A 25156-nucleotide genomic window follows, 5' to 3' on the forward strand; every position below is an offset into this window, starting at 1 on the left:
GTCACTTGCCCGCGCCCAGGTCCATGATCAGGCGGCCGGCCATGTACAGACGCCGCGGCACCGCCTCGATGTCGACGTACTCGGCCTTGTCGCTGTGGTACCCGAAGCCGGGCAGGCCCAAGCCCTCGATCACCGGTTTGCCCGACAGCGCCGCGTAGGCCGCGTCGGAGCCGCCGCCGGTGCGCGGCACCAGGGCCATCTCGCCGGCGCCGGCCTCCTTGTAGAAGGCGATCGCCTTGTCGATCACCGCGCGCCCGCCGTCGCCTGCGTTGTAGGCCGGCCGACCGCGCTTGACGTCGACCTTGACGACCGCGTCGGGAAGGCGCTTTTGCTGCGCCTTCTCCTGCAGCGTCTTCATGGCGGCGTCGAAGTCCTCGTTGCGCGCATAGCGCACGTCGGCATTCACGGTGGCGCTGTCGGGGATGATGTTGTTGGCCGTGCCCGCCTTGGCCATCGTCCAGTTGAAGCGCAGGCCCTTGTCCTTGTCGTCCAGGCCCATCGTGCGCAGCACCAGGTCGGACGCCTCGACCAGGGCGTTGACGCCCTGCTCCGGCGCGGCGCCCGCATGCGACGCCTTGCCGGTGACCTGGGCCTGCACGTAGGCAATGCCCGAGGTGGCCAGCACGAAGCCCTCGTGCCCGGCCGCGCCGGGTTCGAAGGACAGGATGTAGTCGGCCTTCTTCGCCTCGTCCTGGATCAGGTCGCGCGAACCGAAGGAGCCCTTTTCCTCGTCGGTGTTGAACAGCACCGTGATGCTGCCGAAGTCCTGGAAGCCGCGTGCCTTGAGCAGGCGCAGCGTGTGCAGGATGACGGCGACGCCGCCCTTGTCGTCGGCGATGCCGGGCCCGTAGGCCTTGTCCCCCTCGACCTTGAACGGCGCCTTTGCCAGGAAGCCGCGCGGATACACCGTGTCCTGGTGCGCCATCAGCAGGAGCTTGCGGCCGCCCTTGCCGGCCAGGTAGCCGACGATGTTGTCGCCCACCACGTCGCCGACGGCCTTGTGCCGCGTGACGGCGAAACCCAGCGACTTGAGCTCGCCTTCCACGAAGGCGGACGATGCGGCCAGGCCTTCGGCGTCACCGGTGCCGGTCTCGATGTTGACCAACGTTTCCAGCGTCTTGAGCAGGGCCGCCTTCTCGGTCGTGGCGGCAGCCAGCAGCGCGTCGTCGCGACCTTGGGCCCAGGCGTTGCCGCCGATCCCCGCCATCCAAAGGGCGGCGGCCAGGGCCGCCATGCGCGCAGTGCTCGATGTCTTCGATGCCATTGTTCGCCTTCGTCAGACCAGCTCGATCGCCACCGCGGTGCCTTCGCCGCCGCCGATGCACAGCGTGGCCACGCCGCGCTTGCCGCCGCGCTGCTGCAGCGCGTGGATGAGCGTGACCATGATGCGCGCGCCGCTGGCACCGATCGGGTGGCCCAGCGCGCAGGCGCCGCCGTGCACGTTGACGATGTCGTGCGACACGCCCAGTTCCTTCATCAGCGCCATCGGCACCACGGCGAAAGCCTCGTTGACCTCCCACAGGTCGACATCGCCGGCGCTCCAGCCGGTCTTGGCGAACAGCTTCTGCACGGCGCCCACCGGCGCGGTGGAGAACCATTCGGGCTGCTGCGCGTGGGTGGCGTGGCCGAGCACGCGGGCGATCGGCCTGGCGCCCAGCCGCCTGGCCGCCGACTCGGTCATCATGACCAGCGCCGCGGCGCCGTCGTTGATGGACGAGCTGGAGGCGGCGGTGATGGTGCCGCCGTCCTTCTTGAAGGCGGGCCGCAGCGTCGGGATCTTGTCGACCTTGATCTTGCCCGGGCCTTCGTCGATGGCCACCACGGTCTCGCCGGCGCGCGTCTTGACCGTCACCGGCGCGATTTCGGCCTTGAACAGGCCGTCGGCGGTGGCGTGCTGGGCGCGCTGCACGCTGGCCATGGCGAACGCATCCTGCTGTTCGCGCGAGAACTGGTACTTGGCGGCGCAGTCCTCGCCGAAGGTGCCCATGGAGCGGCCGGGCTGGTAGGCGTCTTCCAGGCCGTCGAGCATCATGTGATCGAAGATGCGGTCGTGGCCCATGCGGTAGCCGCCGCGACCCTTGAGCATGAGGTAGGGCGCGTTGGTCATGCTTTCCATGCCGCCCGCGACCATCACGTCGTGCGTGCCGGCCAGCAGCATGTCGTGCGCCATCATGGCCGCCTTCATGGCCGAGCCGCACATCTTGCTGAGCGTGACGGCGCCGGCGCTGTCGGGTAGGCCGCCCTTGTAGGCCGCCTGGCGCGCGGGCGCCTGGCCCTGGCCGGCCATCAGGCAGTTGCCGAACAGCACTTCGCCCACCACCTCCGGCGCGATGCCGGCGCGCTCGACCGCGGCCTTGATGGCGGCACCGCCCAGGTCGTGCGCGGCGAGCGACGAGAAGTCGCCCTGGAAGCTGCCCATGGGGGTGCGTGCCGCACCGACGATGACGATGGATTCACTCATAGCCGTACTCCTTCAATTCAGGGATCAATACAAAAACGGACTCAAACTGCTAGAGCCACGGTGCGTGGCCGTCGTGGACGAAGCGCCGGGCCTCGTCATAGGGAAAGACATCGAGCATCTGGCCCGCGCCGATGCGCTCCTTGTGGCTTTGCCAGAAGCTGGCGTCGAGCAGGTCGGCGTGGTGCGCCATGAACACCTCGCGCACGCGGTCGTTGCCCAGCAGGAACGGCGCGAAGGTCTCGGGAAACACGTCCTTGGGCCCGACGCGGTACCAGACCTCGCCGCTCATCTCGTCTTCTTCGTTGCGCGCCGGGGGCACCTTGCGGAAGTTGCAGTCGGTGAGGTATTCGATCTCGTCATAGTCGTAGAACACCACCTTGCCGCCGCGGGTGACGCCGAAGTTCTTCCACAGCATGTCGCCGGGGAAGATGTTGGCGGCCACCATGTCCTTGATGGCGTTGCCGTATTCGACCACCGCCTGCTCGAGCTGCTGCTGCGCGCGTCGGCGCTGGGTGCGGCCTTCGGCATCGTCGGGTGCGTCGAGCTGGTCGAAGGCTTCCTGCAGGTAGATGTTGAGCGGGATCATGCGCCGCTCGATGTAGACGTGCTTGAGCACGACTTCCATCTCACCATTGCCGTCGCGGTCTCCGATCTCGAGCTGGCTGGGCGCGAACTGCTCGATCTCGGCCAGCAGGTCGGGCTCGAAGCGCGACAGCGGGAAGCCGACGTTGCTGTACTCCAGCGTATCGGCCATGCGACCCACGCGGTCGTGCTGCTTGACCAGCAGGTACTTGCCCTTGATCTGCTCGCGCGTGGTGTCCTTCTGCGGCGGATAGAAGTCCTTGATGACCTTGAACACGAACGGGAAGGACGGCAGGTCGAACACCAGCATCACCATGCCCTTGATGCCGGGCGCGATGCGGAACTTGTCGGTGGAGTAGTTGAGGTGCGCCAGGAAGTCGCGGTAGAACAGCGTCTTGCCCTGCTTGGCCAGGCCGAGCGCGTTGTAGATCTCCGCGCGCGGCTTGCGCGGCATGAGCGAGCGCAGGAACTGCACGTAGGCCGACGGCACCTCCATGTCGACCATGAAGTAGGCACGCGCGAAGGAGAACAGCATCTGCAGGTCGTCCTCGCCGAACAGGACGGCGTCGACGTAGAAGCGCCCGGCGGCGTCATGCAGGATCGGCAGCGCGAACGGCAGCTCGACGAAGCCGTTGATGATCTTGCCGACGACGTAGGCGCCCTTGTTGCGATAGAACAGACCCGACAGCACCTGCACCTGGAAGTTGGCGCGCAGCTTGACCTGGTGGAAGCGGCCGAGCACCGCCTGCGCGACGCGTTGCGCGTCGCGGTGCCGGTCGGCCCAGGCGCCCTGCAGGCCGAAGTCCTCCAGCATGCGGATGACGGTGTCGTCCAGCGTGTCGTGCGGCGGGTAGTAGGCGCGGTAGGTGGGCGCGTCGCGCGTCTCGAGGTACTCGGTGCTGACGGCCGGGCGCACGAAGATGAAGTCGTTCTGGAAGTACGCCCGATGCAGGATCTTGGTGGTGACCGAGTTGAAGAAGCTCTCGGCCAGTTCCGGCTGGTGATGGTTCACCAGCAGGCCGATGAAGTGCAGCTTGATCTGGTGCCATACCTCCATCGGCTGCTCGCCGGCCTTGAACTCCTTCTCCAGCCGCGCCACCGCCTCGGCCACCCGCAGGTCATAAAACTCGATGCGCTCTCGCTGGGCGCGCTGCTGGCCGTGCCAGTCGGCCGTCTCGAAGCGGTGTTTGGCGCGCGCGGATTCGGCGCGAAACAGCCGGTAGTGGCGATTGAAGCCATCGGCCATCGCCTTGGCCACGGCGTAGGCCAGCGGGGAGTCCAGTCGCTGCGGGAACATCGCTGGCTTTTTCTCCCGTTCGGGTCCGTCCTGGTCGGGCAAGGTGCAGGTGCGGCGTCAGGCGGCCGGCAGCTCGGGGGTCTTGGTCCACTTCTCGCGGATGCGCTCGATCGCGTCCGGATAGAGGTTCTGCAGCGCCTCGGAACTGTTGACGGTGATCTGCAGGTCGTTGAGCAACCCGTCGTGCACGCCGAACGACCAGCCGTGCACGCGCACGTTCTGGCCCCGGCCCCAGGCGTCGAGCATCACGGTGCTGCCGCAGACATTGACGACCTGCTCGATCACGTTGAGTTCGCACAGGGCGTTGGCGCGCGCCACCTCCGGCAGGCTTTCCAGCAGGCCGCGGTGACGGTCGCGCACGTCCTGGATGTGGCGGATCCAGTTGTCGGCCAGGCCGATGCGCGCGCCTTCCAGGGCCGCCTGCACGCCGGCGCAGCCGTAGTGGCCGACCACCATGATGTGGACGACCTTGAGGCGTTCGACGGCGAACTGGATCGACGACAGGGCGTTGAGATCCGAATGCACGACGATGTTCGCCACGTTGCGGTGCACGAACACCTCGCCGGGCTCGAGGCCGGTGATCTGGTTGGCCGGCACCCGGCTGTCCGAGCAGCCGATCCACATGTAGCGGGGCGACTGCTGTTTCACGAGGCTGGTAAAGAAACCGGGGCGGTCGCGCTCGGTCTGGGCGGCCCAGGTGCGGTTGAGGGCGAAGAGGTCGCTGAGGCTGTCTGGCATGGTGGTTCGGATTGTGAGGGACGGTGATGGGCCTGGTGCCGCCATTTCAGGCGACGGCGGAAGCGGCGCGGCGTGCCCGGGCCAGCGCGGCGCGGCCCTGTCGCTCCTGGCCGCGCACGTCTTCCAGGTTGGATTGGAGCTCGGCCAGCTGGGCTTCGAGCTGGCGCCGGTGGACGCCCAGGATATCCAGGAATCGCTCCAGCTGGGGCACGGTGTCTCGCGGGCTGTCGTACATGTCCAGCACGTCCTTGGCCTCGGTCAGGCTCAGTCCCAGGCGCTTGGCCCGCAGGGTCAGCGCCAGGCGGGTGCGGTCGCGGCTGGCATAGACGCGCTGGCGTCCGCCGGGGCCGCATCGCTGCGGGGCCAGCAGGCCCATGTCCTCGTAGAAGCGTATGGCCCGCGTCGTGAGGTCGAATTCCTGCGCCAGCTCGCCGATGGTGTAGGTCTGTCCGGACATGTGCTCGCGAAAAAAAATGGCGGGATCGGGGGCGTATCGAGGGCGACAGCACGATTGCGCTGCACTCTCTACAATGACCGATTCACAAATGACGTTTACGTAAACGTCAATCGTACATGAATCCCCTCGAACGCGAACTTCATTACCCCTTCGGCGACCAGTTGCCCGCGCCGGGCACCACGATCGAGGTCGCACCCGGCGTGCGCTGGATCCGCATGGCACTGCCCTTCGCGCTCGACCACATCAACCTCTGGCTGCTGCGCGACGAGATCGACGGGCGCGAAGGCTGGTCGATCGTCGACTGCTGCATCGCACGGGACGAAGCGCGCGCCCAATGGGAACAGGTCTTCGACAGCGCGCTCGAAGGGCTGCCCGTGCTGCGGGTAATCGTCACGCACATGCACCCGGACCACATCGGCCTGGCCAGCTGGCTGTGCGAGCGCTGGAATGTGCCGCTGTGGATCAGCTCGACCGACTACCACGTGGCGCGGCTGCTGTGCACCAAGGGCGACAGCGCCGCCGGCGGCGAGGACGCGGCGCGGTTCTTCGGCGCCCACGGGCTGACCGACCCCGCGGCGCAGGCCGAGATCCGCCGCCGCACGCACTACTACGCCAGCCTGGTTCCCTCGGTGCCCGACGAATTCGTGCGCATGCTCGACGGCGACGAACTGACCATCGGCGGGCGCACCTGGCGGTGCATCAGCGGGTACGGCCACGCGCCCGAGCACATCTCGCTCTACTGCGAGGCGCTCAACGTGCTGCTGGGCGGGGACATGATGCTGCCGCGCATCTCGACCAACGTCAGCGTGCATGCGGGCGAGCCGGAGGCCAACTCGCTGCGCCTGTTCCTCACGAGCATCCGCCGCTTCCTCGAGCTGCCGGCCGACGTGCTCGGCCTGCCGGCCCACGGCAAGCCGTTCACCGGGGTGCACAAGCGCGTGGAGCAGCTGGAAAAGCACCACCGCAAGCATCTGGGCGCGCTGCTCGACTTCTGCAGCACGCAGCCGCGCTCGGCTGCCGAATGCCTGCCGGTGCTGTTCACCCGCGCCCTCGACCTGCACCAGACCACGTTCGCCATGGGCGAGGCGGTGGCGCACCTGCACTATTTGCGCTTCGGCGGCCAACTGGTGCGCACGCTGGGCGACGACGGCATCTACCGCTTCGGCCTGCCCGGCGGCGCCTGATGGCCGCGCCAGCCGAGGCGGACGGCGCCGCCGACGCGGCGCGGCGCACGCTGGACGACCTGCGCGCCGGCCGGCTGGCCGGCACGCGGCGGCTGCAGCTGCGCGGCGGCCTGCAGGAGTTTCCTCGCGAGATCTTCCAACTGGCCGATTCGCTCGAGGTGCTGGACCTCACCGGCAACGCGCTCGATGAGCTGCCTGCCGATTTCGGCCGGTTGCAACGCCTGCGCGTGGTGTTCGCGTCGGACAACCGCTTCACGCGCCTGCCTGACGTTCTGGGCGACTGCCCGGCGCTGGAGATGGTGGGCTTCAAGGCCAACCACATCGCGCAGGTGCCGGCGGCGGCACTGCCGGCGCGGCTGCGCTGGCTGATCCTCACCGGCAACCGGATCGCCGCGCTGCCGCCCGACCTGGGCCACCGTCCGCGCCTGCAAAAGCTCATGCTGGCCGGCAACCGCCTGACAGCGCTGCCGCAGACGCTGGCCGCCTGCGAGCGGCTGGAACTGCTGCGCATCGCCGGCAACCGCATGCAGGCGCTGCCCGACTGGCTGCCGGCGCTGCCGCGCCTGGCCTGGCTGGCCTTTGCCGGCAATCCGCTGGCGCAGGCGGCCGAGGCAGGCGCCAGCGCAGCCAACCCGGCGCCCGACATCGCCTGGTCGCGTCTGGCCGTCCATGAGCTCCTGGGCGAGGGTGCGTCCGGGCGCATCCACCGCGCCACCTGGACCGATGCGGCAGGCCAACCGCAGGCGGTCGCGGTCAAGCTCTTCAAGGGCGAGGTCACGAGCGATGGTTCGCCGACGAGCGAGATGGACGCCTGCATCGCGGCCGGCTCCCATCCTTCGCTGATCCCCGTGCGCGGGCGGGTGACCGGCCATCCGCAGGGGGCCCGCGGCCTGGTGCTGGGGCTGGTCGACCCCGCCTGGCGCAACCTGGCCGGCCCGCCCAGCCTGCAAAGCTGCACGCGCGACGAATACCCGCCGGACACCCGCCTGGCCCCCGCCAGCGTGCTCGGCATCGCCAGCGGCGTGGCGTCGGCCGTGCGCCAATTGCACACGCGCGGCATCACGCATGGCGACCTGTACGCGCACAACATCCTATGGAACGGCGGCGCGCAGGCGCTGTTGGGCGACTTCGGCGCCGCGTCCTTTTCGCCGCCGGCCAGCGCCCAGGCGACGGCCGTGCGGCGCGTCGAGGCACGTGCGTTCGGCTGCCTGCTCGAAGAACTGCTGGCCCATGCGGGCGACGGCCTGGGCGCTGCGGCGCGGGATGCGCTGCAGGACCTGCAGGCGCGCTGCCTGGCCCCTTCGGCCAGCGCCCGTCCCGACTTTGCCGAGATCGACGACACGCTCGCCGCGCTGGGCCGGCACTCCTAGGCGCCGCGGCCAGTCAGCGCGTGGCGCGTAGGTGACGCCGCGACGGGGCGCATCGCACTTAAGCTCGGGCACAAGTGCAGATTTCATCCAGGAGACACACGCATGGACACCAGCCAACTCTTCTCCCTGAAGGGCCGCAGCGCCCTCGTCACCGGCGGCTCGCGCGGCATCGGACGAATGATCGCCGAGGGCTTCCTGGCCCAGGGTGCACGGGTCTACATCTCCGCGCGCAAGGCCGAAGCCTGCGACGCCGCGGCGCGCGAGATGTCGGCGCTCGGCACCTGTGTCTCGCTGCCGGCCGACGTGTCCACGCCCGATGGCGTGCAGGCGCTGGTCGCGGCGCTGCAAAAGCATGAAGAGAGCCTCGACATCCTGGTGAACAACGCAGGCGCCGCCTGGGGCGCGCCGTACGAGAGCTTTCCGGAAAGCGGCTGGGACAAGGTGGTCGACCTGAACATGAAGACGCCGTTCTTCCTCACCCAGGCGCTGACTCCGATGCTCAAGGCGGCGGCCACCGACCATCTCGCCAAGGTGATCAACATCGCGTCCATCGACGGCATCGCCGTCAATCCGCTCGAAACGTACTCGTATGCGGCCAGCAAGGCCGGGCTGATCCACCTCACCCGCCGCATGGCGACTCGCCTGGCCAAGGACCGCATCGTGATGAGCGCGATCGCCCCCGGCGCCTTCGCCTCGGACATGAACCGCACGGCGCGCGACCACGGCGACGAAGTGGCCAAGCGCATTCCGGCCGGCCGCATCGGCGAGCCGGAGGACATGGCCGGCGCCGCCATCTACCTGGCATCGCGCGCCGGCGACTACGTCATGGGCTCGACGCTGGTGGTCGACGGCGGCGTGATCCACACTCGCGGGGAGTAGAAACAGGCGCCAGTCGCCGAACGAGCCCTGCCCCGGCTGCTGCGGATGGGACTCGCACCGCAGGTCGCAGAACGGAGGTTGCCCGATGAACGTCGAACCCGCTGTCGAGCGCGAGGGCGCATGCACCTGCCGCCAGGTGCGCTACCGCATGAGCGGCCGCCCGCTGTTCGTGCACTGCTGCCACTGCCGCTGGTGCCAGCGCGAGACCGGCAGCGCATTCGCGCTCAACGCCATGATCGAGACCGACCGCGTGACGCTGCTGCAGGGCCACGCCGAACTGGTGGACACACCCTCGAACAGCGGCGAGGGCCAGCGGATCGCCCGCTGCCCGCATTGCCGCGTGGCGCTGTGGAGCCACTACGCGGGCTTCGGCGCGGCGGTGAGTTTCGTGCGGGTGGGAACGCTGGACGATCCCGACGCGCTGCCTCCGCAGATCCACATCTTCACCGAGTCCAGGCAGCCCTGGGTGGCGCTGCCTGCCGGCACGCCGGCGGTGACGCAGTACTACAAGGCGTCGGAGATGTGGCCGCCCGAAAGCCTGGCGCGGCGCGCGGCGCTCCTGGCGAAGATGCCGGCACGCCCGAAATAGAGCAGCCGGCGCCACGCGGTCGCCCAGGCCGGCACGGGGTCGGACTGGAGCCAGTGCGCCGCTTCGCCGTCGCCCGCCCGCAATGCCAGCCACCCGGCCTGACCCACGCAGTGCGCCTGTCCCTCGGCCAGCGCCAAGGTTGGCCACGACAGGGTTTCCGCAAGCCAGCGCGGCGGCTCGGTCAGATGCAGGCGGCCGCGCACGACCTGGATGACGGCGCCGGCTCGCACCGGCATCAGCAGGCATTGGCCTGCGTCCAGGCAGTTCGGGCGCGCGGCGGAAGGGGTGGATGCGGTGATGGTCACGGCCGGCTCCAGGTGGGATGAGAACGCCTTCATCGTAGGAAGCGCGGGCACCCGCGATAAGGCACAGAGTCGGGTCATTGCCACGAAACAGACGGCGGCGGCGGGGCTCTGTTATGGTCCTTTCCCGGTCGATCTGCATCTGTTCCGGCCGGCGCATTCGCGCCACCATGGCCACCCGCCCCATGGACACACCTGTTCTCTACAAGCGCCTCGCCGCGCATTACCTGGACGCGATCCAGGCCGGCACGTTGGCGCACGGGCAGCGCATGCCGTCGCTGCGCAACCTGATGCGGCTGCACTCGGTCAGCCTGTCCACGGCGCTGCAGTTGTGCCGCGAGCTCGAGAGCGCCGGCTGGCTGGAGGCGCGCGAGCGGTCCGGCTACTTCGTGCGCCAGCCGGCGCGGCTGGCGCTCACCGCGATGGCCGAACCCGCCGTCCATCGCGCGCCGGATCCGGCGCAGTACGTCGGCATTCATGCCCGCGTGTCGGCGTTCGTGGCGAACCGGCGCGACCGGCCGGTGAAGATCAATTTCTCGATTGCGCGCGCCGCGCCGCACCTGTATCCGGGCGAGCCGCTGCGCGCCGCGCTGGCCAAGGCATTGCGAACGCGCCCGGAACTGCTGACCGCCGCCCCGCAGCAGCGCGGCGACCTCGGCTTCCGCTCGGTACTGGCCCGGCGTGCGCTGGCCGGCGGCATGACCCTGGCGCCCGACGACATCCTGGTCACCAACGGCTGCATCGAGGCGCTGAACCTGGCGCTGCGCGCGGTCACGCAGGCCGGCGACACGGTCGCGGTCGAATCGCCGACGTTCTACGGCCTGCTGCAGGTGCTCGAAAGCCTTGGCCTGCGCGCACTCGAGATCCCGACCAGCCCGCGCACCGGACTGTCGCTGGAGGCACTGGAACTGGCCCTGCGGGCCTACCCGGACGTGCGCGCCGTGGTGGTGGTGCCGCATCTGCAGAACCCGCTGGGCAGCCTGATGCCCGATGCGCACAAGCGGCAACTGCTGAAGCTGTGCGAGACGAGCGGCATCGCCCTGATCGAGGACGACACCTACACCGCGCTGGCGGATGGTGACGCACCCCCGCGAGCCATCAAGAGCTGGGACCGCACCGGGCAGGTGATCCATTGCGCGTCGCTCCACAAGATCCTGGCGCCGGGCCTGCGCCTGGGCTGGATCGCGGCCGGCCGCTGGCAGGCACGCGTGGAGATGCTCAAGTACGCGCAGACCCGCAACAACGAGGGCCTGGCGCAGGTCGGCGTGGCGCAGTTCATGGGCACCGGCGCCTACGACCGGCACCTGCAGCGCCTGCGCGCCGCGCTGGCCCGGCAGCGCGAGCGCACGGCCGACGGCATCGCCCGCTACTTTCCGGCCGGCACGCGGATGAACCTGCCGCCGGGCGGCCTGCAGGTGTGGGTGGAGTTGCCCGAAGATCTGTCTGGCCAGCAGCTGTGCGAGATGGCCCTGGCCGAACAGATCCTGGTCGCGCCGGGCGCCCTGTTCTCCAATTCGGCCCGCTTCGACCACTGCCTGCGCATCAACTGCGGCTGGCCGTACGGCCCGGAGGTGGACGCGGCACTGCGCCGGCTCGGAGAGCTGGCCGGCGAGCTGGCGCGCCGACCGACCGCACGGCATTGAGCCACCGGCTGCCTCGCCTTCAGCGGCGCGACTGGATCACCTTCCAGCCGTTGCCGGCCGGATCACGAAAGCCCGCATCGACGGTGCCGTAGCGATCGACCGGCTCCTGCGTGAACTCGACGCCCTGGGCGCGCATGCGCTCGCAGGCGGCGCGGCAATCGTCGACTTCGAGAACGAGCGGCGGCATCGCGCCCTTGGCGACCATTGCCTGCAGTGCCTGCGCCGTTGCCGCGTCATGGACGGGCGGCCCGGGCACGAACAGGCCGAGCTGGAAAGACGCCGGGCCGGGCGCCTGCACCGTCAGCCAGCGGTAGTCGCCATTGCGCACGTCGGTGTGGACACGAAATCCGAGCTTGTCGACGTAGAAGGCCAGCGCTTCATCCTGATCCCGCACATACACGCCGACGACCTGGACACTTTGGTTCATTGAGGATCCTTGAGTAGAGCCTCTTTTGTACCGCCGGCCGCACGCCGGCGCTTCTCCAAAACTGCGGTCCTGAGATCGGGGCGCTGCGCCGCGCCGACGATGCAGGCGGGCACGCTGGCCAGACCGTGGGCCGCCGCGCGCGCTCGAGCGCGGCTCGCGCCGGGTGTCTCGCCGGTGATGTCGCGGAAGATCCGCCCGAAAGTGCCAAGGCTGCGCCAGCCTGTCTGCAAGGCGATGTCGGTGATGGGCAGGTCGCTGTCGCGCAGCAGCGCCACGGCTCGCTCGATGCGGCGTGTCAGCAGGTAGCGGTGCGGCGGGATGCCGAAGGCCTCCTTGAAGGACCGGGCGAAGTGCGCTTCGGAGACGTGGCTCACGCCGGCCAGGCGCTCGACCGGCCAATCCTCGTGAGAGGCGGCGTCCATGCGGTCCTTCGCGCGCAACAGCCGGCGCAGCAGCAGCGGATCCTGGCCGGCCCGATCGACGCCCATCGCAAGCATCACGCCGCTCAGCCCCAGCGCGGCATGTGCGCGTCCTTGAGTTGGCGGCGCAGGTGGTGGTAGTCGGGCACGACGCTTTCCACCGTCTCCCAGAAGCGCGGGCTGTGGTCCATCACGCGCAGGTGGCTCAGCTCGTGCGCCACCACGTAGTCGATGACCGGCATGCGCAGATGCACCAGCCGCCAGTGCAGCCGGATGGCGCCGTCGATGCTGGCGCTGCCCCAGCGGGTGGAGGCGTTCGTCAGCGACAGCTTCTTCCACGCCACGCCCAGCAGCGGGGCGAAGTGGTCGAGCCGCTCGATGAAGATGCGTCGAGCCTGGCGCATCAGCCAGGCTTGCGCCGCATCGCGCACCTGAACGCTGGAGGCATTGCGCGCCAGCGACAGGCGCAGCACGCGGGCATTGCCGTCGGCGCCGAGGTCGAGCACGCCGCCACTGGCCGCGAAGCCATGCGCGGGATCGAGCACCACGGTGACCGTCTCGCCGAGAAAGGGAAATTCGGCGCCGTCGCGCCACTCGATGCGTTCGGACTCCTGCCGCTGCTGGCGCTCGCGCATTTCGGCGAGCTTGCGAACGATCCACGCGGCCTTTTCCTGCAGCGCGGCGTCCACCTCGCGCAGGGGCACCCAGCGCGGGGCGCGCACGCTCAAGCCTTCGGGCCCGATCACGAAGCCGATGGTACGGCGCTGGACCCGGGTGAATTCATAGTCGACGAAGGCGTCGCCCAATCGCGCCTGGCGATTCGCGCGCGGATGGGTGAAGCTGGCCGGCGCAAGTGCATCGGCCAACGGCAGCGGCAGCAAGGCGGCGCCATCGAGGGCGACGACGCGCGGCTCGGCCCGCGGGGCCTCGCCCGCCGGACCGCGGGTCGGGCCGGATGAGCGCTCGGGCGCGCTGGAATTCACTGTGGGGGCAGCCGGCGCGTCGCTGAACAGGTTCAGGGTGAGTTGCTGCAGCGCGGAGAACATGGCGCGATTGTGCCTGCGCCAACAAGAGGCGCCGGATTCCAGAGCGCAAGAAACACGTCGTGCCAATTTGTGTCTAGCAATTCACGTTGGTCTCCAAAGAGCACACCAAACACAGGGGTAAATGCGCTGGCGGGAATTGGAAGAGCCGTAATAATTTGTAGGCTCAATTTGCCCTCGAGCGCGCTTCGATCCAGCTACCGCCACATCTTCGCAAGCAGGGCCGTTTTTCCATCTTGCACGACGGGTGTCCCATTGGCTGCTGATCGCTCTTCCACCTCTTCCAAGTCCCGCGCCCGGCTGCATCTGGCGAGCGATCGCGCGCACACCACGGTGGGCGCCGCCGACGCCATGACCAAGCCTGCAGCGTGGGCCACAGTGATCGAGTTGCTGCGGCTGCTGCGGCCCTACTGGGGTTGGCTCGTCTTCTCGGCGCTCGCGGGCGTGGCCGCGGGCGCGGCCACCGTCGCGCTGCTGGCCCAGATCAATGCCGCCCTGCAAGCCACTGAGTACCACGGCGCAAGCCTGCTCGGCGCCGTCGTGGGCCTGTGCCTGTTGACGCTGGTGGCACGTGCTGCGTCGCTCATCAGCAGCAACTGGATCGGCCAGCGCCTGGTCGCGCAGGTGCGGCGTACGCTGGCGAGCAAGATCCTCGCGGCGCCCGTCGATGCCCTGGAGCGGTTCCGCACGCACCGCCTGATGCCCGTGCTCGTGAACGACGTGGACACGATCAGCGGCACGGTGTTCTCTCTTTCCGCCCTCGCCGTTGCCGTGGTGGTGGCCTCGGGCTGCCTGCTGTACCTGGCCTGGTTGTCGCTGCCGATGTTCGGCCTGTTGATGCTGGCACTCGCGGCGGGCACGCTGGTGCAGCAGATCGCCCAGCGCCGCAGCATGGTCTGGCACCAGCGTGCGCGTGCGGCCGAGGAGCGGCTTCACAAGGCGTACCGCGGCATGAGCGAAGGCGCGAAGGAACTGCGCCTGCACCGTCCGCGCCGTCTTCGCCTGTACGAGCAGGAGGTGGTCGGCGCCACCGAGCAGATCGCACGGGTCAATACGCAGGCCACGAACATCTTCGTGACCGGCAACGCGTTCGGCGTCGCTTCCTATTTCCTGATCATCGCGGTGCTGCTGGCCTGGTCGCAGAACAACGCGCTGGAGCCCGGCACCCTCGGAGGCTTCGTGCTGGTGCTGCTGTACCTCAAGGGGCCGCTGGACCAGATCGCCAGCATCCTGCCGGCGCTGGGGCGCACGCGAATCGCGCTGGAGCGCATCGCGGACCTGTCCGAGCGTTTCGCCACGCCCGAGACGGCAGCGCAGGGCACGGACCAGCCGGCGAGTGCGCCGCCGCACCTGCACGACTGCATCGAGCTGCGCGATGTGCACTACGTCTACGAGGCCGCGCAACCCGATCCTGACGCGCTGGACGTGGACATCGCCAGCAACGACGAGGACGAGAACGACGACAACGAGGACGTCGGCCGCCAGCGATTCGAGGTCGGACCACTGAACCTGAGGATCGACAAGGGCAGCATCGTCTTCATCGTCGGCGACAACGGCTCGGGCAAGACGACGCTGGTCAAGCTGCTGCTGGGCCTGTATGCACCGCACCGCGGCCAGGTGCTGCTGGACGGGCAGGCGGTGACGCCGCGTACGCGCGACGACTACCGCCAACTGTTCGGCACGGTGTTCTCGGATTTCTACCTCTTCGAGGAGCTGATGGGCTCGGCCGCGGACGGCCCGCTGTCGTCGCGCTCGGCCCAGGCCTACCTGGAGCGCCTGCAGATCGGCCACAAGGTCAGCGTGCGCAACGGCGCCTTCAGCAGCATCGACCTGTCGACCGGCCAGCGCAAGCGGCTGGCACTGACGCACGCCTACGTGGAAGGCCGCAGCGTGCTGGTGTTCGACGAATGGGCGGCCGACCAGGACCCGGCATTCAGGCGCCTGTTCTACCGCGAGCTGCTACCCGAACTGCGCGCCCTGGGCCACACGCTGGTGGTCATCTCGCATGACGAGCGCTACTTCGACGTGGCCGACCAGCTGGTGCGCATCAGCGAGGGACGCATCGTGCACGACGGGGTGCGGCCGCTCGCGCGGACGGCTCAGCGATAGGCTTCGGGATCGAGCCGGCGCATCTCGGCCTCGATCCAGGCCTCGGCCTCGCGCATCAGCTCGTCGGGCTTGCGCCCGGTACTGGGGATGCTCGGCCCGATGGAGACGTCGACGATGCCGGGGCGCTTGATGAACGCCTTGCGCGGCCAGACCTTGGCGGAGGTGACGGCAATGGGAATGACCGGCACGCCGGTCTCGATCGCCAGGCGCGAGCCGCCCGATTTGTACTGCCCCTTCTGCCCGCGCGGGATGCGCGTGCCCTCCGGGAACATGATGACCCACACGCCCTGCGCCAGCAGGCGCTTGCCCTGCTCGACCACCTTGTTGAAGGCCTGGGCGCGCTGGCGCCGGTCGATGTGGATCATGTCCAGCCGGCCCATGGCCCAGCCGAAGAACGGCACGAAGAGCAGTTCGCGCTTGAACACGAAGGCCAGCGGATGCGGCATCAGCGTGGGCATCAGGAAGGTTTCGTAGGTCGACTGGTGCTTGACCAGCAGGACCGCACCGGCGCGCTTTTCCTGCGGCAGGTTCTCCATGCCGCTGACACGCACCTGGATGCCCAGCAGCACACGTGCGCCGCCGATGGCCCAGCCGAGCCAGCGCACCGCCATCCAGTACAGCGGCTCGCCGCGCCGCCACAGGGAGGCGACCAGCATGATGATGGCCCAGGGCACGACGGTGACGAGCATCCACAGTGCGTGGACGATGGAACGGATCAGGGACATCGGGGGGATGGAATGAGGATCGGGAAGGTCAGTCCCCGGCCGCCTCGGCGTCGGCCTGCCGCCGCGCCTCGCGCGCCAGCAGGAAGTCGACGAAGGCACCCAGGTCGGCATGCACGCGGGTACCGGGCGGATACTCGGACGGCAGGGGATCGACGCCGCGGCAGGCTTCGCCCATGCCGGTGAGCAGCAGGTGCGGCTCGCAGCCGACGGCGTGGCCGGCCAGCAGGTCGCGCAGGCTGTCGCCCGCGGTCGGCATGCCCGCCAGGTCGACGCCGTAGCGGTCCGCGATCTGCGCGAACAGGCCCGATTCGGGCTTGCGGCAGGTACAGCCTTCGTCCGGCGCATGCGGGCAGAAGAACACCGCGTCGATGCGGCCGCCCACGGCGGCCAGCATCTTGTGCATCTTGGCGTGCATGGCATTGAGCGAGGCCATGTCGAACAGGCCGCGCCCCAGGCCGGACTGGTTCGACGCGATCACCACGCGCCAGCCCGCATGATTGAGCCGCGCGATGGCCTCCAGCGCACCCGGCAGCGGCGCCCACTCGACGTCGCTCTTGACGAAATCCTCACGATGCACGTTGATCGTGCCGTTGCGGTCGAGGATGACGATTTTCATGGCGTGTTCCGACGACGTGGCAGGGCGGCGCCTCAGGCGGCGAGCCGGTCGAGGCGGGCCACCCGGTTCATCGCGGCGTGCAGCCGCGACAGCAGGCCCAGCCGGTTCAGTCGCAGGTCGGCCTCGTCCGCATTGACCATCACGCCGTCGAAGAAGGCGTCGACCGGCGCGCGCAAGGCGGCCAGCGTCTGCAGCGAGCCGGTGAAGTCGCCGCCGTCGAACTGCGCGTCGGCCCGCGGGACCACGCTCTGCATGGCCTCGTACAAGGCGGCCTCGGCGGGCTCGCGCAGCAGTGCTGCGTTGACGTGGGCATCGGCCTCCGGCGCCTTCTTCAGGATGTTGCCGATGCGCTTGTTGGCTGCCGCCAGCGCCGGCGCCTCGGGCAATGCGGCGAATGCGCGCACCGCCGTCAGCAGCGCCGGCACGCGGGCCAGGCGCTGCGGCTCGCTCGCCAGGACGGCCTCGGCTTCCTGGGCGCTGGCACCCTGCTCGCGCAGCTGGCCGGACAGGCGGTCGAAGACGAAGGCCTGCAGGCCGTCCACGGCACGTGTGGCGTCGAACTCGGCGATGGCGCCGAACTGCTGCGCCGCGAGCGCCAGCAGGTCGCGCAGATCGAGCGCCAGGTTCTTCTCGGTGAGCATGCGGATGACACCCAGCGCATGGCGGCGCAGCGCGAACGGGTCGCGGTCGCCCGACGGCAGGTTGCCGATGCCGAACATGCCCGACAGCGTCTCGAGCTTGTCGGCCAGCGCGACCACCACGCCGGTCTCGCCGCGCGGCAGGCTGTCGCCGGCGAAACGGGGGCGGTAGTGGTCCTCGATGGCGTCGGCCACGTCGGCATGCAGGCCGTCGTGCTGGGCGTAGTAGCGGCCCATGATGCCCTGCAGTTCGGGGAATTCACCCACCATGTCCGTCACCAGGTCGGCCTTGGCAAGCTGCGCCGCCTGCGTGGCGCGGGCGGCCAGCTCGACGTCGCCCAGCAGCCCGGCGATGCCGCGTGCAATGTGCATGACGCGGGCGATCCGCTGGCCCTGGGTGCCCAGCTTGTTGTGATAGACGACCTTGTCGAGTTGTGGCACGCGCGAGGCGAGCGACTTCTTGCGGTCCTGGTCGAAGAAGAACTTGGCGTCGGCCAGGCGCGGACGCACCACCCGCTCGTTGCCGCCGATCACCGCGCTCGGGTCTTCGGGCCGGATGTTGCTCACCACCAGGAAGCGGTGCGTCAGGCGGCCCTGCGCGTCGAGCAGCGGAAAGTACTTCTGGTTGGCCTTCATCGTCAGGATGAGGCATTCCTGCGGCACGTCGAGGAACTCGCGCTCGAAGGCGCAGACCAGCACGTTCGGCCGCTCGACCAGCGCCGTGACTTCGTCGAGCAGGGCGTCGTCGTCGATGGGCACCGAGCCCGCGCCCACCTGGACCGCCGCCGCAGCCAGCTGGCGCGCGATCTCGGCGCGGCGCGCCTCGAAGCCGGCGATGACGGCGCCCTCGTCAAGCAGTTGGAGCGCGTAGCTGTCGGCATCGCGCAGCACCACGGGATCGACCGCGGCTTCGAAGCGGTGTCCGTGCGTCTCGCGCCCGGCCTTCAGGCCCAGGGCCTGGACCTGAACCACCTCGTTGCCGTGCAGCGCCACCAGCCCGTGCGCCGGGCGTACGAAGCTGACGCTGGTCCAGCCCGGCAGTTCGCAGCCCTGATGCAGCTGATAGCTCATGACCTTGGGAATGGGCAGCCGCGCGATCGCCTCCAGCAGCGCCTTCTGCAGGCCTTCGGCCAGCATGACGCCGCGCGCGGTGCTTTCGAAATGCAGGGTCTCGGCCTTGCCCTCGCCCTCGCGCCGCAGGCCGGCAACTGCCGACGCATCCGCGCCGAGCGCGGCCAGCTTCTTGAGCAGCGCCGGCGTTGGCTGGCCGGCCGCATCCAGGCCCACGCTCACCGGCATGAGTTTCTGCGAGACGGACTTGTCGGCGGCCTGCGCGGCGACGCCGGTCAGGTGCGCCGCCAGTCTTCGCGGGGACGCGTAGGGCGTGAGCACGGAGCCGCCGTCGGCCAGTCCTTGCGCGGCCAATTGGTCGCGCAGAACGGTGGCGAAGGCCTCGCCCAGCTTCTTGAGTGCCTTGGGCGGGAGCTCTTCCACGAAGAGCTCGACCAGGAGATTCTTTCGGATCGTCGTCGTCATCGGTTCAGGCCGCCTTCCTGGTCATCTGGGCGACCCATTCGCGCGGCGCCATCGGGAAGCCCAGGCGCTCGCGGCTGTCGTAGTAGCTCTGCGCAACGCTGCGCGCGAGGTTGCGGATGCGCCCGATGTAGGCAGCGCGCTCGGTCACGCTGATGGCGCCGCGCGCATCGAGCAGGTTGAAGCTGTGCGCTGCCTTGAGCACCTGTTCGTAGGCCGGCAGGGCCAGTTGCTGCTCCGTCAGGTGCCTGGCCTGCTTCTCGTGCGCGGCAAACGCAGCGGTGAGGAACTCGGCGTCGCTGTGCTCGAAGTTGTAGGCGGACTGCTCCACCTCGTTCTGTTTGTAGACGTCACCGTAGGTCAGGCCGTCGGTCCATTTCAGGTCGTAGATGTTCTCCACGCCCTGCAGGTACATGGCCAGGCGCTCCAGCCCATAGGTGATCTCGCCGGTGATGGGCCGGCAGTCGATGCCGCCGACCTGCTGGAAGTAGGTGAACTGCGTCACCTCCATTCCGTTGAGCCAGACCTCCCAGCCCAGCCCCCAGGCGCCCAGGGTGGGGTTCTCCCAGTCGTCCTCGACGAAGCGGATGTCGTTCTTCTTCAGGTCGAAGCCCAGCGCCTCGAGCGAGCCCAGGTAGAGCTCCAGGATGTTGTCCGGCGCCGGCTTGAGTACGACCTGGTATTGGTAGTAATGCTGCAGGCGGTTGGGGTTTTCGCCGTAGCGACCGTCCTTGGGGCGGCGGCTGGGCTGCACGTAGGCCGCCTTCCAGGGCTCGGGGCCGATGGCGCGCAGGAAGGTGCCGGTGTGCGAGGTGCCCGCGCCGACCTCCATGTCGTAGGGCTGCAGCAGGGCGCAGCCCTGGGCGTCCCAGTACGACTGCAGGGTGAGGATGATCTGTTGGAAGGTGAGCATGGTCGGCCTGTGCCTGGAGGACGGCCGCATGCCCAAGGGGCCCGCGGCGCGACGAACCGGTCATTTTAAGAGGCGGCAGGCGCTTCGGCGCGCCGGGCCTGCCGGCGCTACCATCGCCAGCACCGTGCAAGCGCCAACCGGCGCGCATTCGCCACCGACTCCGCCATGAAAGCCCCCGCCGCCGATTCCCCATTGCCGGACCTGCCCGCACCGGAAGGGCCGCTGTCGCGCGCGCGGCCCGGCCGCGAGCGGATCATGGCGGCCATCCGTTCGGCCGCCATCGCCGAATTCAGCCTGCACGGGCTCAAGGGCACCTCGACCCAGGCCATCGCCGACCGGGCCGGGCTGACCAAGCCGCAGCTGCACTACTACATCGCCGGCAAGGAGGAGCTCTACGCCGAGCTCCTGATGCAGGTGCTGCACGACTGGAAGGTGGTGTTCTCCTTCGACGAGGGCTCCGGCGACCCTGGCCAGGTGCTGGCCGGCTACATCCGGCAGAAGCTCGACCATGCCTTCGACAAGCCGGAGATGTCGCGCATCTTCACGCGCGAGGTGCTCGACGGCGGTCGCAACCTGGAACGCTACTGGCCGATGTCGCGCCAGTGGACGCAGAAGAAGATCGACGTCATCAACGGCTGGATCGCACGCGGCCAGATGCGCCCGCTCGATGCGCGCCTTCTGCTTCAGCACATCTGGGCCATGACCCAATACCACGCGGACTACGCGCTCCAGGTGCGCGCCATGGGCGGCCTGCCCGAAGAGGCGGCGGTCGACCGCGAGCCGGTCGCGCGCGAGCTCATCGCCTTCATCCTGGCCGGCTGCGGCATCGGGGTCGACGTGAACGGGGTTCGCGACAGGGCGAACATCGATCGCTAGCCCGCGCGCCGCACAGATGCGGCGCCGCTTCATTTCGGTGCATGCGGTACCCGCTGCCGCTGGCACGGCGCTTGCGTAACTTGACCACTTGCTCTGATTAAGCGGTCAAGAACACACCATGCGCGTGCTCGTCGTCTATTGCCACCCGGTCGAAACCAGCTTCCATGCCGCCCTGCACCAGGAAGTGCTGCGCAACCTGCGCGCCGCAGGGCACGAAGTGGACGACTGGGACCTGTATGCCGAGGGCTTCGATCCGGTCATGTCGCGCGAGGAACGGCTGGGCTATCACGAGGTGCCGGCCAACCGACTGAAGGTCAAGGGCCACGTCGACCGCCTGCAGCGCGCCGAGGCCATCGTGTTCTGCTTTCCGACCTGGTGCTTCGGCCTGCCCGCCATGCTCAAGGGCTGGTTCGACCGGCTGCTGATGCCCGGCGTGGCGTTCGACATCAGCGACCCGGCCAACGTGCGGCCGATGCTCACCAACATCCAGCGCATCAGCGCGGTCGTGACGTATGGCCGGCCGCGCTGGATGGCCTGGTACATGGGCGACCCGCCGCGAAAGATCGTCACCCGCTACATGAAGCGCCTGACCGCCGCGCAGGCCCGCGTGGACTACCACGCGCACTACCACATGAACGTGGCCACCGAACCGCAACTCAAGCGCTTCATGCAGCGCGTGGGCCGGGCCATGGCCAGCTTTGCCTGAATCCAAGGAGCCTTCTCGTGCTGCACGGCTACATTCCACCGCACCGCTTCCTGCCTTATCTGAGCTGGACCGAGATCGACCAGCTGCCGGACAAGGCCAACACCGTCATCGTGCTGCCTTGTGGTGCGATCGAGCAGCATGGGCCGCACCTGCCGTGCTCGGTCGACAGCGTCATCTCGTCGGGCGTGATGGGCGCGGCGCTGGCGCGCCTGCCGGCGCAGGTGCGCGCATTCGCGCTGCCCACCATCACCTACGGCAAGTCGGAAGAACACCTGCACTTCCCCGGCACCATGACGCTGACCGGCACCACGCTGCTGTCGACGGTGATCGAGGTGGGCGAATCGGTGTACCGCTCCGGGTTTCGCAAGCTGGTCTTCGCCAACGGCCACGGGGGCCAGCCGCAGGTGCTGGAAATGGCCGCGCGCGAGCTTCGCCTGCGCCATGGCGACTTCGTGATCGTGCCGCACGGCGTCTCGCGCCTGCCGAGCGCGGCCAGCAGCCAGGTGAGCGAACAGGAAAAGAAGCTGGCCATGCACGCCGGCCATTCCGAGACCGCGCTGATGCTGGCATTGGCCCCCGAGACGGTGCACATGGAGCGCGCGGTGGCCAACTATCCGCCGCCCTTCCCGATCAAGCTGCTGTCGGCCGACGGCCGGCCGGCGTGCGCCTGGACGGCGCGCGACTTCGGCCCCAGCGGCGTGATCGGCGACCCCACGTCGGCCACGCGCGAACAGGGCCAGGAGATCCTGGACACGCTGGCCGACAGCTGGGCGCAGGCGCTTGCCGAGCTGTTTTCGCTGCGCTGGGTGGTACGCGACGAGCCCACCTGGGAGCGTGGCCACCACGCCGGCTTCGTCCAGTCGGCGCGAGGCACCGCGCTGGACAGCTGAATCCACGTCCGCCTCCGTCCCTCTTTGATCCACCGAAACCCACGTCTTTCTTTCACGAGGAGTATTTCCATGCGCAAGACCATCGTCCATCGCTTCGCTCCCCTGGCCGCGGCCGCCGCCTTCGCGGTGGCCGCCTGGGCACCGGCCCACGCCGATGAAAAGTTCACCTACATGACCAACTGGTATGCGCAGGCCGAGCACGGCGGCTTCTACCAGGCGTTGGCCACCGGCATCTACAAGAAGCACGGGCTCGACGTGAGCATCAAGATGGGCGGCCCGCAAGTGAACATCGCCCAGATGATGGCGGCCGGCCAGACCGATTGCATCATGGGATCGAGCGACATCCAGGCCATGCAGATGCGCGAGAGCGGCCTGCCGGTGGTGACCGTGGCGGCCTACTTCCAGAAAGACCCGCAGGTGCTGATCGCGCACGAGGACGTGACCAGCTTCGAGCAACTCAAGGGCAAGACGATCCTGATCGCCAACAGCGCCAACCGGGGCTACTGGCCGTGGCTGAAGATGAAGTTCGGCCTGTCGGATTCGCAGGCCCGGCCCTACACCTTCAACATCCAGCCGTTCGTGGCGGACAAGAACTCGGCACAGCAGGGCTACCTGACGTCCGAGCCCTACGCCATCCAGAAGGCCGGCGTGAAGGCCAACACCCTGCTGATGAGCGACCACGGCTACACCGCCTACGCCACCACGGTGTCGTGCATGGAAAAGACGGTCAAGGAGCGCGCCAAGGCGGTCGAGGCCTTCGTCAAGGCGTCGGCCGAGGGCTGGAAGAGCTACCTCGCCGACCCGGCGCCGGGCAACGCGCTGATCAAGAAGGACAACCCCAACATGACCGACGACCAGCTCGCCTACAGCGTGGCCAAGCTCAAGGAGATGGGCATCGTCACCAGCGGAGACGCACAGACCCTGGGCATCGGCGTGATCACCGCGGCGCGCAGCAAGAAGAACTACGACTTCCTCGTCGAGGCCAAGCTGCTCGATCCGGGCAAGGTGGCACTCGCCAGCACCTTCACCACCGACCTCGTGAAAGACGCCAAGGTCCTGCCGTGACCTGGTGAAGGAGTTCTGCATGTACCAAGACGATCCCGAGGTGTTCGCGCCGCCCCCCGGGCAGACCGGCGCCGCGGCGGTGGAGATCCTGTCGGCCGAGAAGACCTATCCGGACGGCACCCAGGCGCTCCTGCCGGTCGACCTGCGCATCCAGCAAGGCGAGTTCGTCACCCTGCTCGGTCCGTCGGGCTGCGGCAAGAGCACGTTGCTGAAGATGGTGGCGGGCATGCTCGAACCCACCGACGGCCGCCTGCTGGTGTGGCGCCGACCGGTGCACCAGATCGACCAGGCCGGCCGCAAGATGGCCTTCGTGTTCCAGGCCCCCACGCTGATGCCGTGGGCCAGCGTGCACACCAACGTGCGGCTGCCGCTGGATCTGGCCGGCGTTGCACGCAAGGAAGCCGACGACCGCGTGGCGGAGGCGCTGGACATGGTCGGCCTGGGCAAGTTCGCGCGCGCGCTGCCGCGCGCCCTGTCGGGTGGCATGCAGATGCGCGTGTCGATCGCGCGCGGCCTGGTGACGCAGCCCGACCTGCTGCTGATGGACGAGCCCTTCGGGGCGCTGGACGAAATCACGCGCCACAAGCTGGACGCCGACCTCCTCGACCTGTGGCACAAGAAGAATCTGACAGTCATCTTCGTAACGCATTCGATCCACGAGGCGGTGTTCCTCTCGAGCCGCGTGGTCATGATGGCGGCACGGCCGGGACGCGTGGTGGAGGAGTTCCGCATCGACGAGCCCTATCCGCGCCGCGCGGACTTCATGGTCTCGCCGCAGTTCACCCGCCATGCCAGACAGCTGCAGGACAGCCTGCTGCGCGCCAGCGGCTTCAACGATGCGGAGGCCTGCGCATGAGCTCACATCCGGCCTCGCTGGCGACGAAGCAGAAGCGGACTCCGCTGCTGGCACGCCCACAGGTGCAACGCGTGCTCTACCCGGTGCTGGTCGGCGTCGTGCTGCTGGGCCTGTGGCAGGCGATGGTCAGCATCATGGAGCTGCCGCCGTACCTCGTGCCGTCGCCGATCCTCATGGTGAAGACGCTGGTGACCGACTGGGCGGCGCTCGGGATGGCCCTGCTGACCACGTTGAAGGTGACGGTGTTCTCTTTCCTTCTGGCCACGGTCGTGGGCGTGTTGATCTCGTTCCTGTTCGTGCAGAGCAAGCGCATCGAGACCGCGTTGTTCCCGTACGCCGTGCTGCTGCAGGTGACGCCGATCGTGGCGGTCGCACCATTGATCATCATCTGGGTGCGCAATCCGACCGCGGCGATGGTGGTGTGCGCCGCGCTGGTGGCGTTGTTCCCGATCATCAGCAACACCACGCTGGGTCTGCGCAGCGTTGATCCGGACCTGCAGAGCTACTTCAAGCTCAACCACGCGACGCGCTGGCAGCAGCTGGTGCGCCTTCGCATACCGAGTGCGCTGCCCTATTTCTTCGGCGGCCTGCGCATCTCCAGCGGGCTGGCGCTCATCGGCGCGGTGGTGGCCGAATTCGTCGCCGGCACCGGTGGACAGGGCGCCGGACTGGCCTACCAGATCCTGCAGGCGGGATTCCAGTTGAACATCCCGCGCATGTTCGCGGCGCTGCTGCTCATCTCGCTGACGGGCGTTGCCCTGTTCGTGCTGATGGCCTGGCTCACCAAGCTGGCGCTCGGCTCCTGGCATGCCAGCGAACTCTCCCAGGATTGAATCCC

General features: G+C 68.7%; 25 protein-coding genes. 12 read left to right on the forward strand and 13 right to left on the reverse strand.

All coding sequences use genetic code 11. From position 1 onward, the window contains the following. Position 1 precedes the first annotated feature (1 nt). Genes VES41_RS20085 through VES41_RS20105 form a run of 5 tightly spaced genes read right to left on the reverse strand, consistent with a single transcriptional unit; the run spans position 2 to position 5535 of the window. Positions 2 to 1264, reverse strand: a complete 1263-nt coding sequence (locus VES41_RS20085; RefSeq protein WP_324820689.1) for a glutamate carboxypeptidase — start codon at positions 1262 to 1264, stop codon at positions 2 to 4. 12 nt (positions 1265 to 1276) lie between these two features. Beyond that, positions 1277 to 2461 (reverse strand): acetyl-CoA C-acyltransferase, encoded by a 1185-nt coding sequence (locus tag VES41_RS20090; RefSeq protein ID WP_324820691.1) that lies wholly within the window; start codon positions 2459 to 2461, stop codon positions 1277 to 1279. Between the two features lie 49 nt (positions 2462 to 2510). Continuing rightward, a complete protein-coding gene (gene aceK, locus VES41_RS20095) occupies positions 2511 to 4340 on the reverse strand; it encodes a bifunctional isocitrate dehydrogenase kinase/phosphatase (RefSeq protein WP_324820693.1) in 1830 nt (609 codons plus the stop codon). A gap of 57 nt (positions 4341 to 4397) precedes the next feature. Beyond that, the gene (gene can / locus VES41_RS20100) at positions 4398 to 5078 is read right to left on the reverse strand and encodes a carbonate dehydratase (protein WP_324820695.1); all 681 of its coding nucleotides are present in this window, start codon (positions 5076 to 5078) and stop codon (positions 4398 to 4400) included. Positions 5079 to 5124: 46 nt separating this feature from the next. After that, a complete protein-coding gene (locus VES41_RS20105; protein WP_324820697.1) occupies positions 5125 to 5535 on the reverse strand; it encodes a MerR family DNA-binding transcriptional regulator in 411 nt (136 codons plus the stop codon). Between the two features lie 116 nt (positions 5536 to 5651). Between VES41_RS20105 and VES41_RS20110 the strand changes: the two genes are divergently transcribed. From VES41_RS20110 to VES41_RS20125, 4 genes are all read left to right on the forward strand, one after another. After that, a complete protein-coding gene (locus VES41_RS20110; protein ID WP_324820699.1) occupies positions 5652 to 6719 on the forward strand; it encodes an MBL fold metallo-hydrolase in 1068 nt (355 codons plus the stop codon). Further along, positions 6719 to 8089, forward strand: coding sequence for a leucine-rich repeat-containing protein kinase family protein (locus tag VES41_RS20115; RefSeq protein ID WP_324820701.1), 1371 nt, complete (start codon positions 6719 to 6721; stop codon positions 8087 to 8089). Before VES41_RS20110 ends, VES41_RS20115 begins: the two co-directional genes overlap by 1 nt. A 102-nt stretch (positions 8090 to 8191) precedes the next feature. Then, positions 8192 to 8968, forward strand: a complete 777-nt coding sequence (locus VES41_RS20120; protein WP_324820703.1) for an SDR family oxidoreductase — start codon at positions 8192 to 8194, stop codon at positions 8966 to 8968. 85 nt (positions 8969 to 9053) lie between these two features. Next, positions 9054 to 9557 carry a GFA family protein gene (locus VES41_RS20125; RefSeq protein ID WP_324820705.1) on the forward strand — a complete coding sequence of 168 codons (504 nt, stop codon included), beginning with the start codon at positions 9054 to 9056 and terminating at the stop codon, positions 9555 to 9557. Here the strand turns inward: VES41_RS20125 and VES41_RS20130 are convergent. Further along, positions 9473 to 9862 (reverse strand): hypothetical protein, encoded by a 390-nt coding sequence (locus VES41_RS20130; RefSeq protein ID WP_324820707.1) that lies wholly within the window; start codon positions 9860 to 9862, stop codon positions 9473 to 9475. The genes VES41_RS20125 and VES41_RS20130 overlap by 85 nt on opposite strands. Positions 9863 to 10044: 182 nt before the next feature. On the opposite strand from VES41_RS20130, the gene VES41_RS20135 reads away from it, so the two are divergent. Next, entirely contained in the window at positions 10045 to 11502 is a 1458-nt protein-coding gene (locus tag VES41_RS20135; RefSeq protein ID WP_324820709.1) for a PLP-dependent aminotransferase family protein, read from the forward strand. A gap of 19 nt (positions 11503 to 11521) precedes the next feature. Here the strand turns inward: VES41_RS20135 and VES41_RS20140 are convergent, their stop codons facing one another. From VES41_RS20140 to VES41_RS20150, 3 genes are read right to left on the reverse strand one after another with little or no spacing between them, the layout of a single operon-like run. Continuing rightward, positions 11522 to 11929 carry a VOC family protein gene (locus VES41_RS20140; RefSeq protein WP_324820711.1) on the reverse strand — a complete coding sequence of 136 codons (408 nt, stop codon included), beginning with the start codon at positions 11927 to 11929 and terminating at the stop codon, positions 11522 to 11524. Beyond that, on the reverse strand, positions 11926 to 12426 hold the full coding sequence (locus VES41_RS20145; RefSeq protein ID WP_324820713.1) for a helix-turn-helix transcriptional regulator: 501 nt from the start codon (positions 12424 to 12426) through the stop codon (positions 11926 to 11928). Before VES41_RS20145 ends, VES41_RS20140 begins: the two co-directional genes overlap by 4 nt. Before the next feature lie 8 nt (positions 12427 to 12434). After that, the gene (locus VES41_RS20150) at positions 12435 to 13394 is read right to left on the reverse strand and encodes a SprT family zinc-dependent metalloprotease (RefSeq protein WP_324820715.1); all 960 of its coding nucleotides are present in this window, start codon (positions 13392 to 13394) and stop codon (positions 12435 to 12437) included. Positions 13395 to 13742: 348 nt separating this feature from the next. Between VES41_RS20150 and VES41_RS20155 the strand changes: the two genes are divergently transcribed. Further along, a complete protein-coding gene (locus VES41_RS20155; protein WP_324820759.1) occupies positions 13743 to 15500 on the forward strand; it encodes a cyclic peptide export ABC transporter in 1758 nt (585 codons plus the stop codon). Here VES41_RS20155 and VES41_RS20160 read toward each other — a convergent pair. The 4 genes from VES41_RS20160 to glyQ are packed head-to-tail and all read right to left on the reverse strand — an operon-like array spanning position 15491 to position 19925. Further along, entirely contained in the window at positions 15491 to 16225 is a 735-nt protein-coding gene (locus tag VES41_RS20160) for a lysophospholipid acyltransferase family protein (protein WP_324820717.1), read from the reverse strand. The two genes, VES41_RS20155 and VES41_RS20160, sit on opposite strands and share 10 nt — an antisense overlap. Before the next feature lie 28 nt (positions 16226 to 16253). After that, on the reverse strand, positions 16254 to 16841 hold the full coding sequence (gene gmhB / locus VES41_RS20165; protein WP_324820719.1) for a D-glycero-beta-D-manno-heptose 1,7-bisphosphate 7-phosphatase: 588 nt from the start codon (positions 16839 to 16841) through the stop codon (positions 16254 to 16256). A gap of 32 nt (positions 16842 to 16873) precedes the next feature. Next, positions 16874 to 19015, reverse strand: coding sequence for a glycine--tRNA ligase subunit beta (glyS, locus tag VES41_RS20170; protein ID WP_324820721.1), 2142 nt, complete (start codon positions 19013 to 19015; stop codon positions 16874 to 16876). Positions 19016 to 19019: 4 nt separating this feature from the next. Beyond that, complete coding sequence (gene glyQ / locus VES41_RS20175; protein ID WP_324820723.1) at positions 19020 to 19925, reverse strand: glycine--tRNA ligase subunit alpha; 906 nt, start codon at positions 19923 to 19925, stop codon at positions 19020 to 19022. A gap of 165 nt (positions 19926 to 20090) precedes the next feature. Here glyQ and VES41_RS20180 point away from each other — a divergent pair, with 165 nt between their 5' ends. The 6 genes from VES41_RS20180 (at position 20091) to VES41_RS20205 (ending at position 25151) form a co-directional block, all read left to right on the forward strand. Further along, a complete protein-coding gene (locus VES41_RS20180; protein WP_324820725.1) occupies positions 20091 to 20801 on the forward strand; it encodes a TetR/AcrR family transcriptional regulator in 711 nt (236 codons plus the stop codon). 118 nt (positions 20802 to 20919) lie between these two features. After that, positions 20920 to 21507: an NAD(P)H-dependent oxidoreductase gene (locus VES41_RS20185; RefSeq protein ID WP_324820727.1), complete on the forward strand. Its 588-nt coding sequence runs from the start codon at positions 20920 to 20922 to the stop codon at positions 21505 to 21507. A gap of 17 nt (positions 21508 to 21524) precedes the next feature. Continuing rightward, positions 21525 to 22397, forward strand: a complete 873-nt coding sequence (locus VES41_RS20190; RefSeq protein ID WP_324820729.1) for a creatininase family protein — start codon at positions 21525 to 21527, stop codon at positions 22395 to 22397. 69 nt (positions 22398 to 22466) lie between these two features. Next, positions 22467 to 23462 carry an ABC transporter substrate-binding protein gene (locus VES41_RS20195; protein ID WP_324820731.1) on the forward strand — a complete coding sequence of 332 codons (996 nt, stop codon included), beginning with the start codon at positions 22467 to 22469 and terminating at the stop codon, positions 23460 to 23462. A gap of 19 nt (positions 23463 to 23481) precedes the next feature. Then, complete coding sequence (locus VES41_RS20200; protein WP_324820733.1) at positions 23482 to 24318, forward strand: ABC transporter ATP-binding protein; 837 nt, start codon at positions 23482 to 23484, stop codon at positions 24316 to 24318. After that, the gene (locus tag VES41_RS20205; protein ID WP_324820734.1) at positions 24315 to 25151 is read left to right on the forward strand and encodes an ABC transporter permease; all 837 of its coding nucleotides are present in this window, start codon (positions 24315 to 24317) and stop codon (positions 25149 to 25151) included. The genes VES41_RS20200 and VES41_RS20205 overlap by 4 nt, the downstream gene beginning before the upstream one ends. Positions 25152 to 25156 lie beyond the last annotated feature (5 nt).

Source organism: Variovorax sp., from assembly GCF_035634955.1.
Taxonomy (GTDB): domain Bacteria; phylum Pseudomonadota; class Gammaproteobacteria; order Burkholderiales; family Burkholderiaceae_C; genus Variovorax.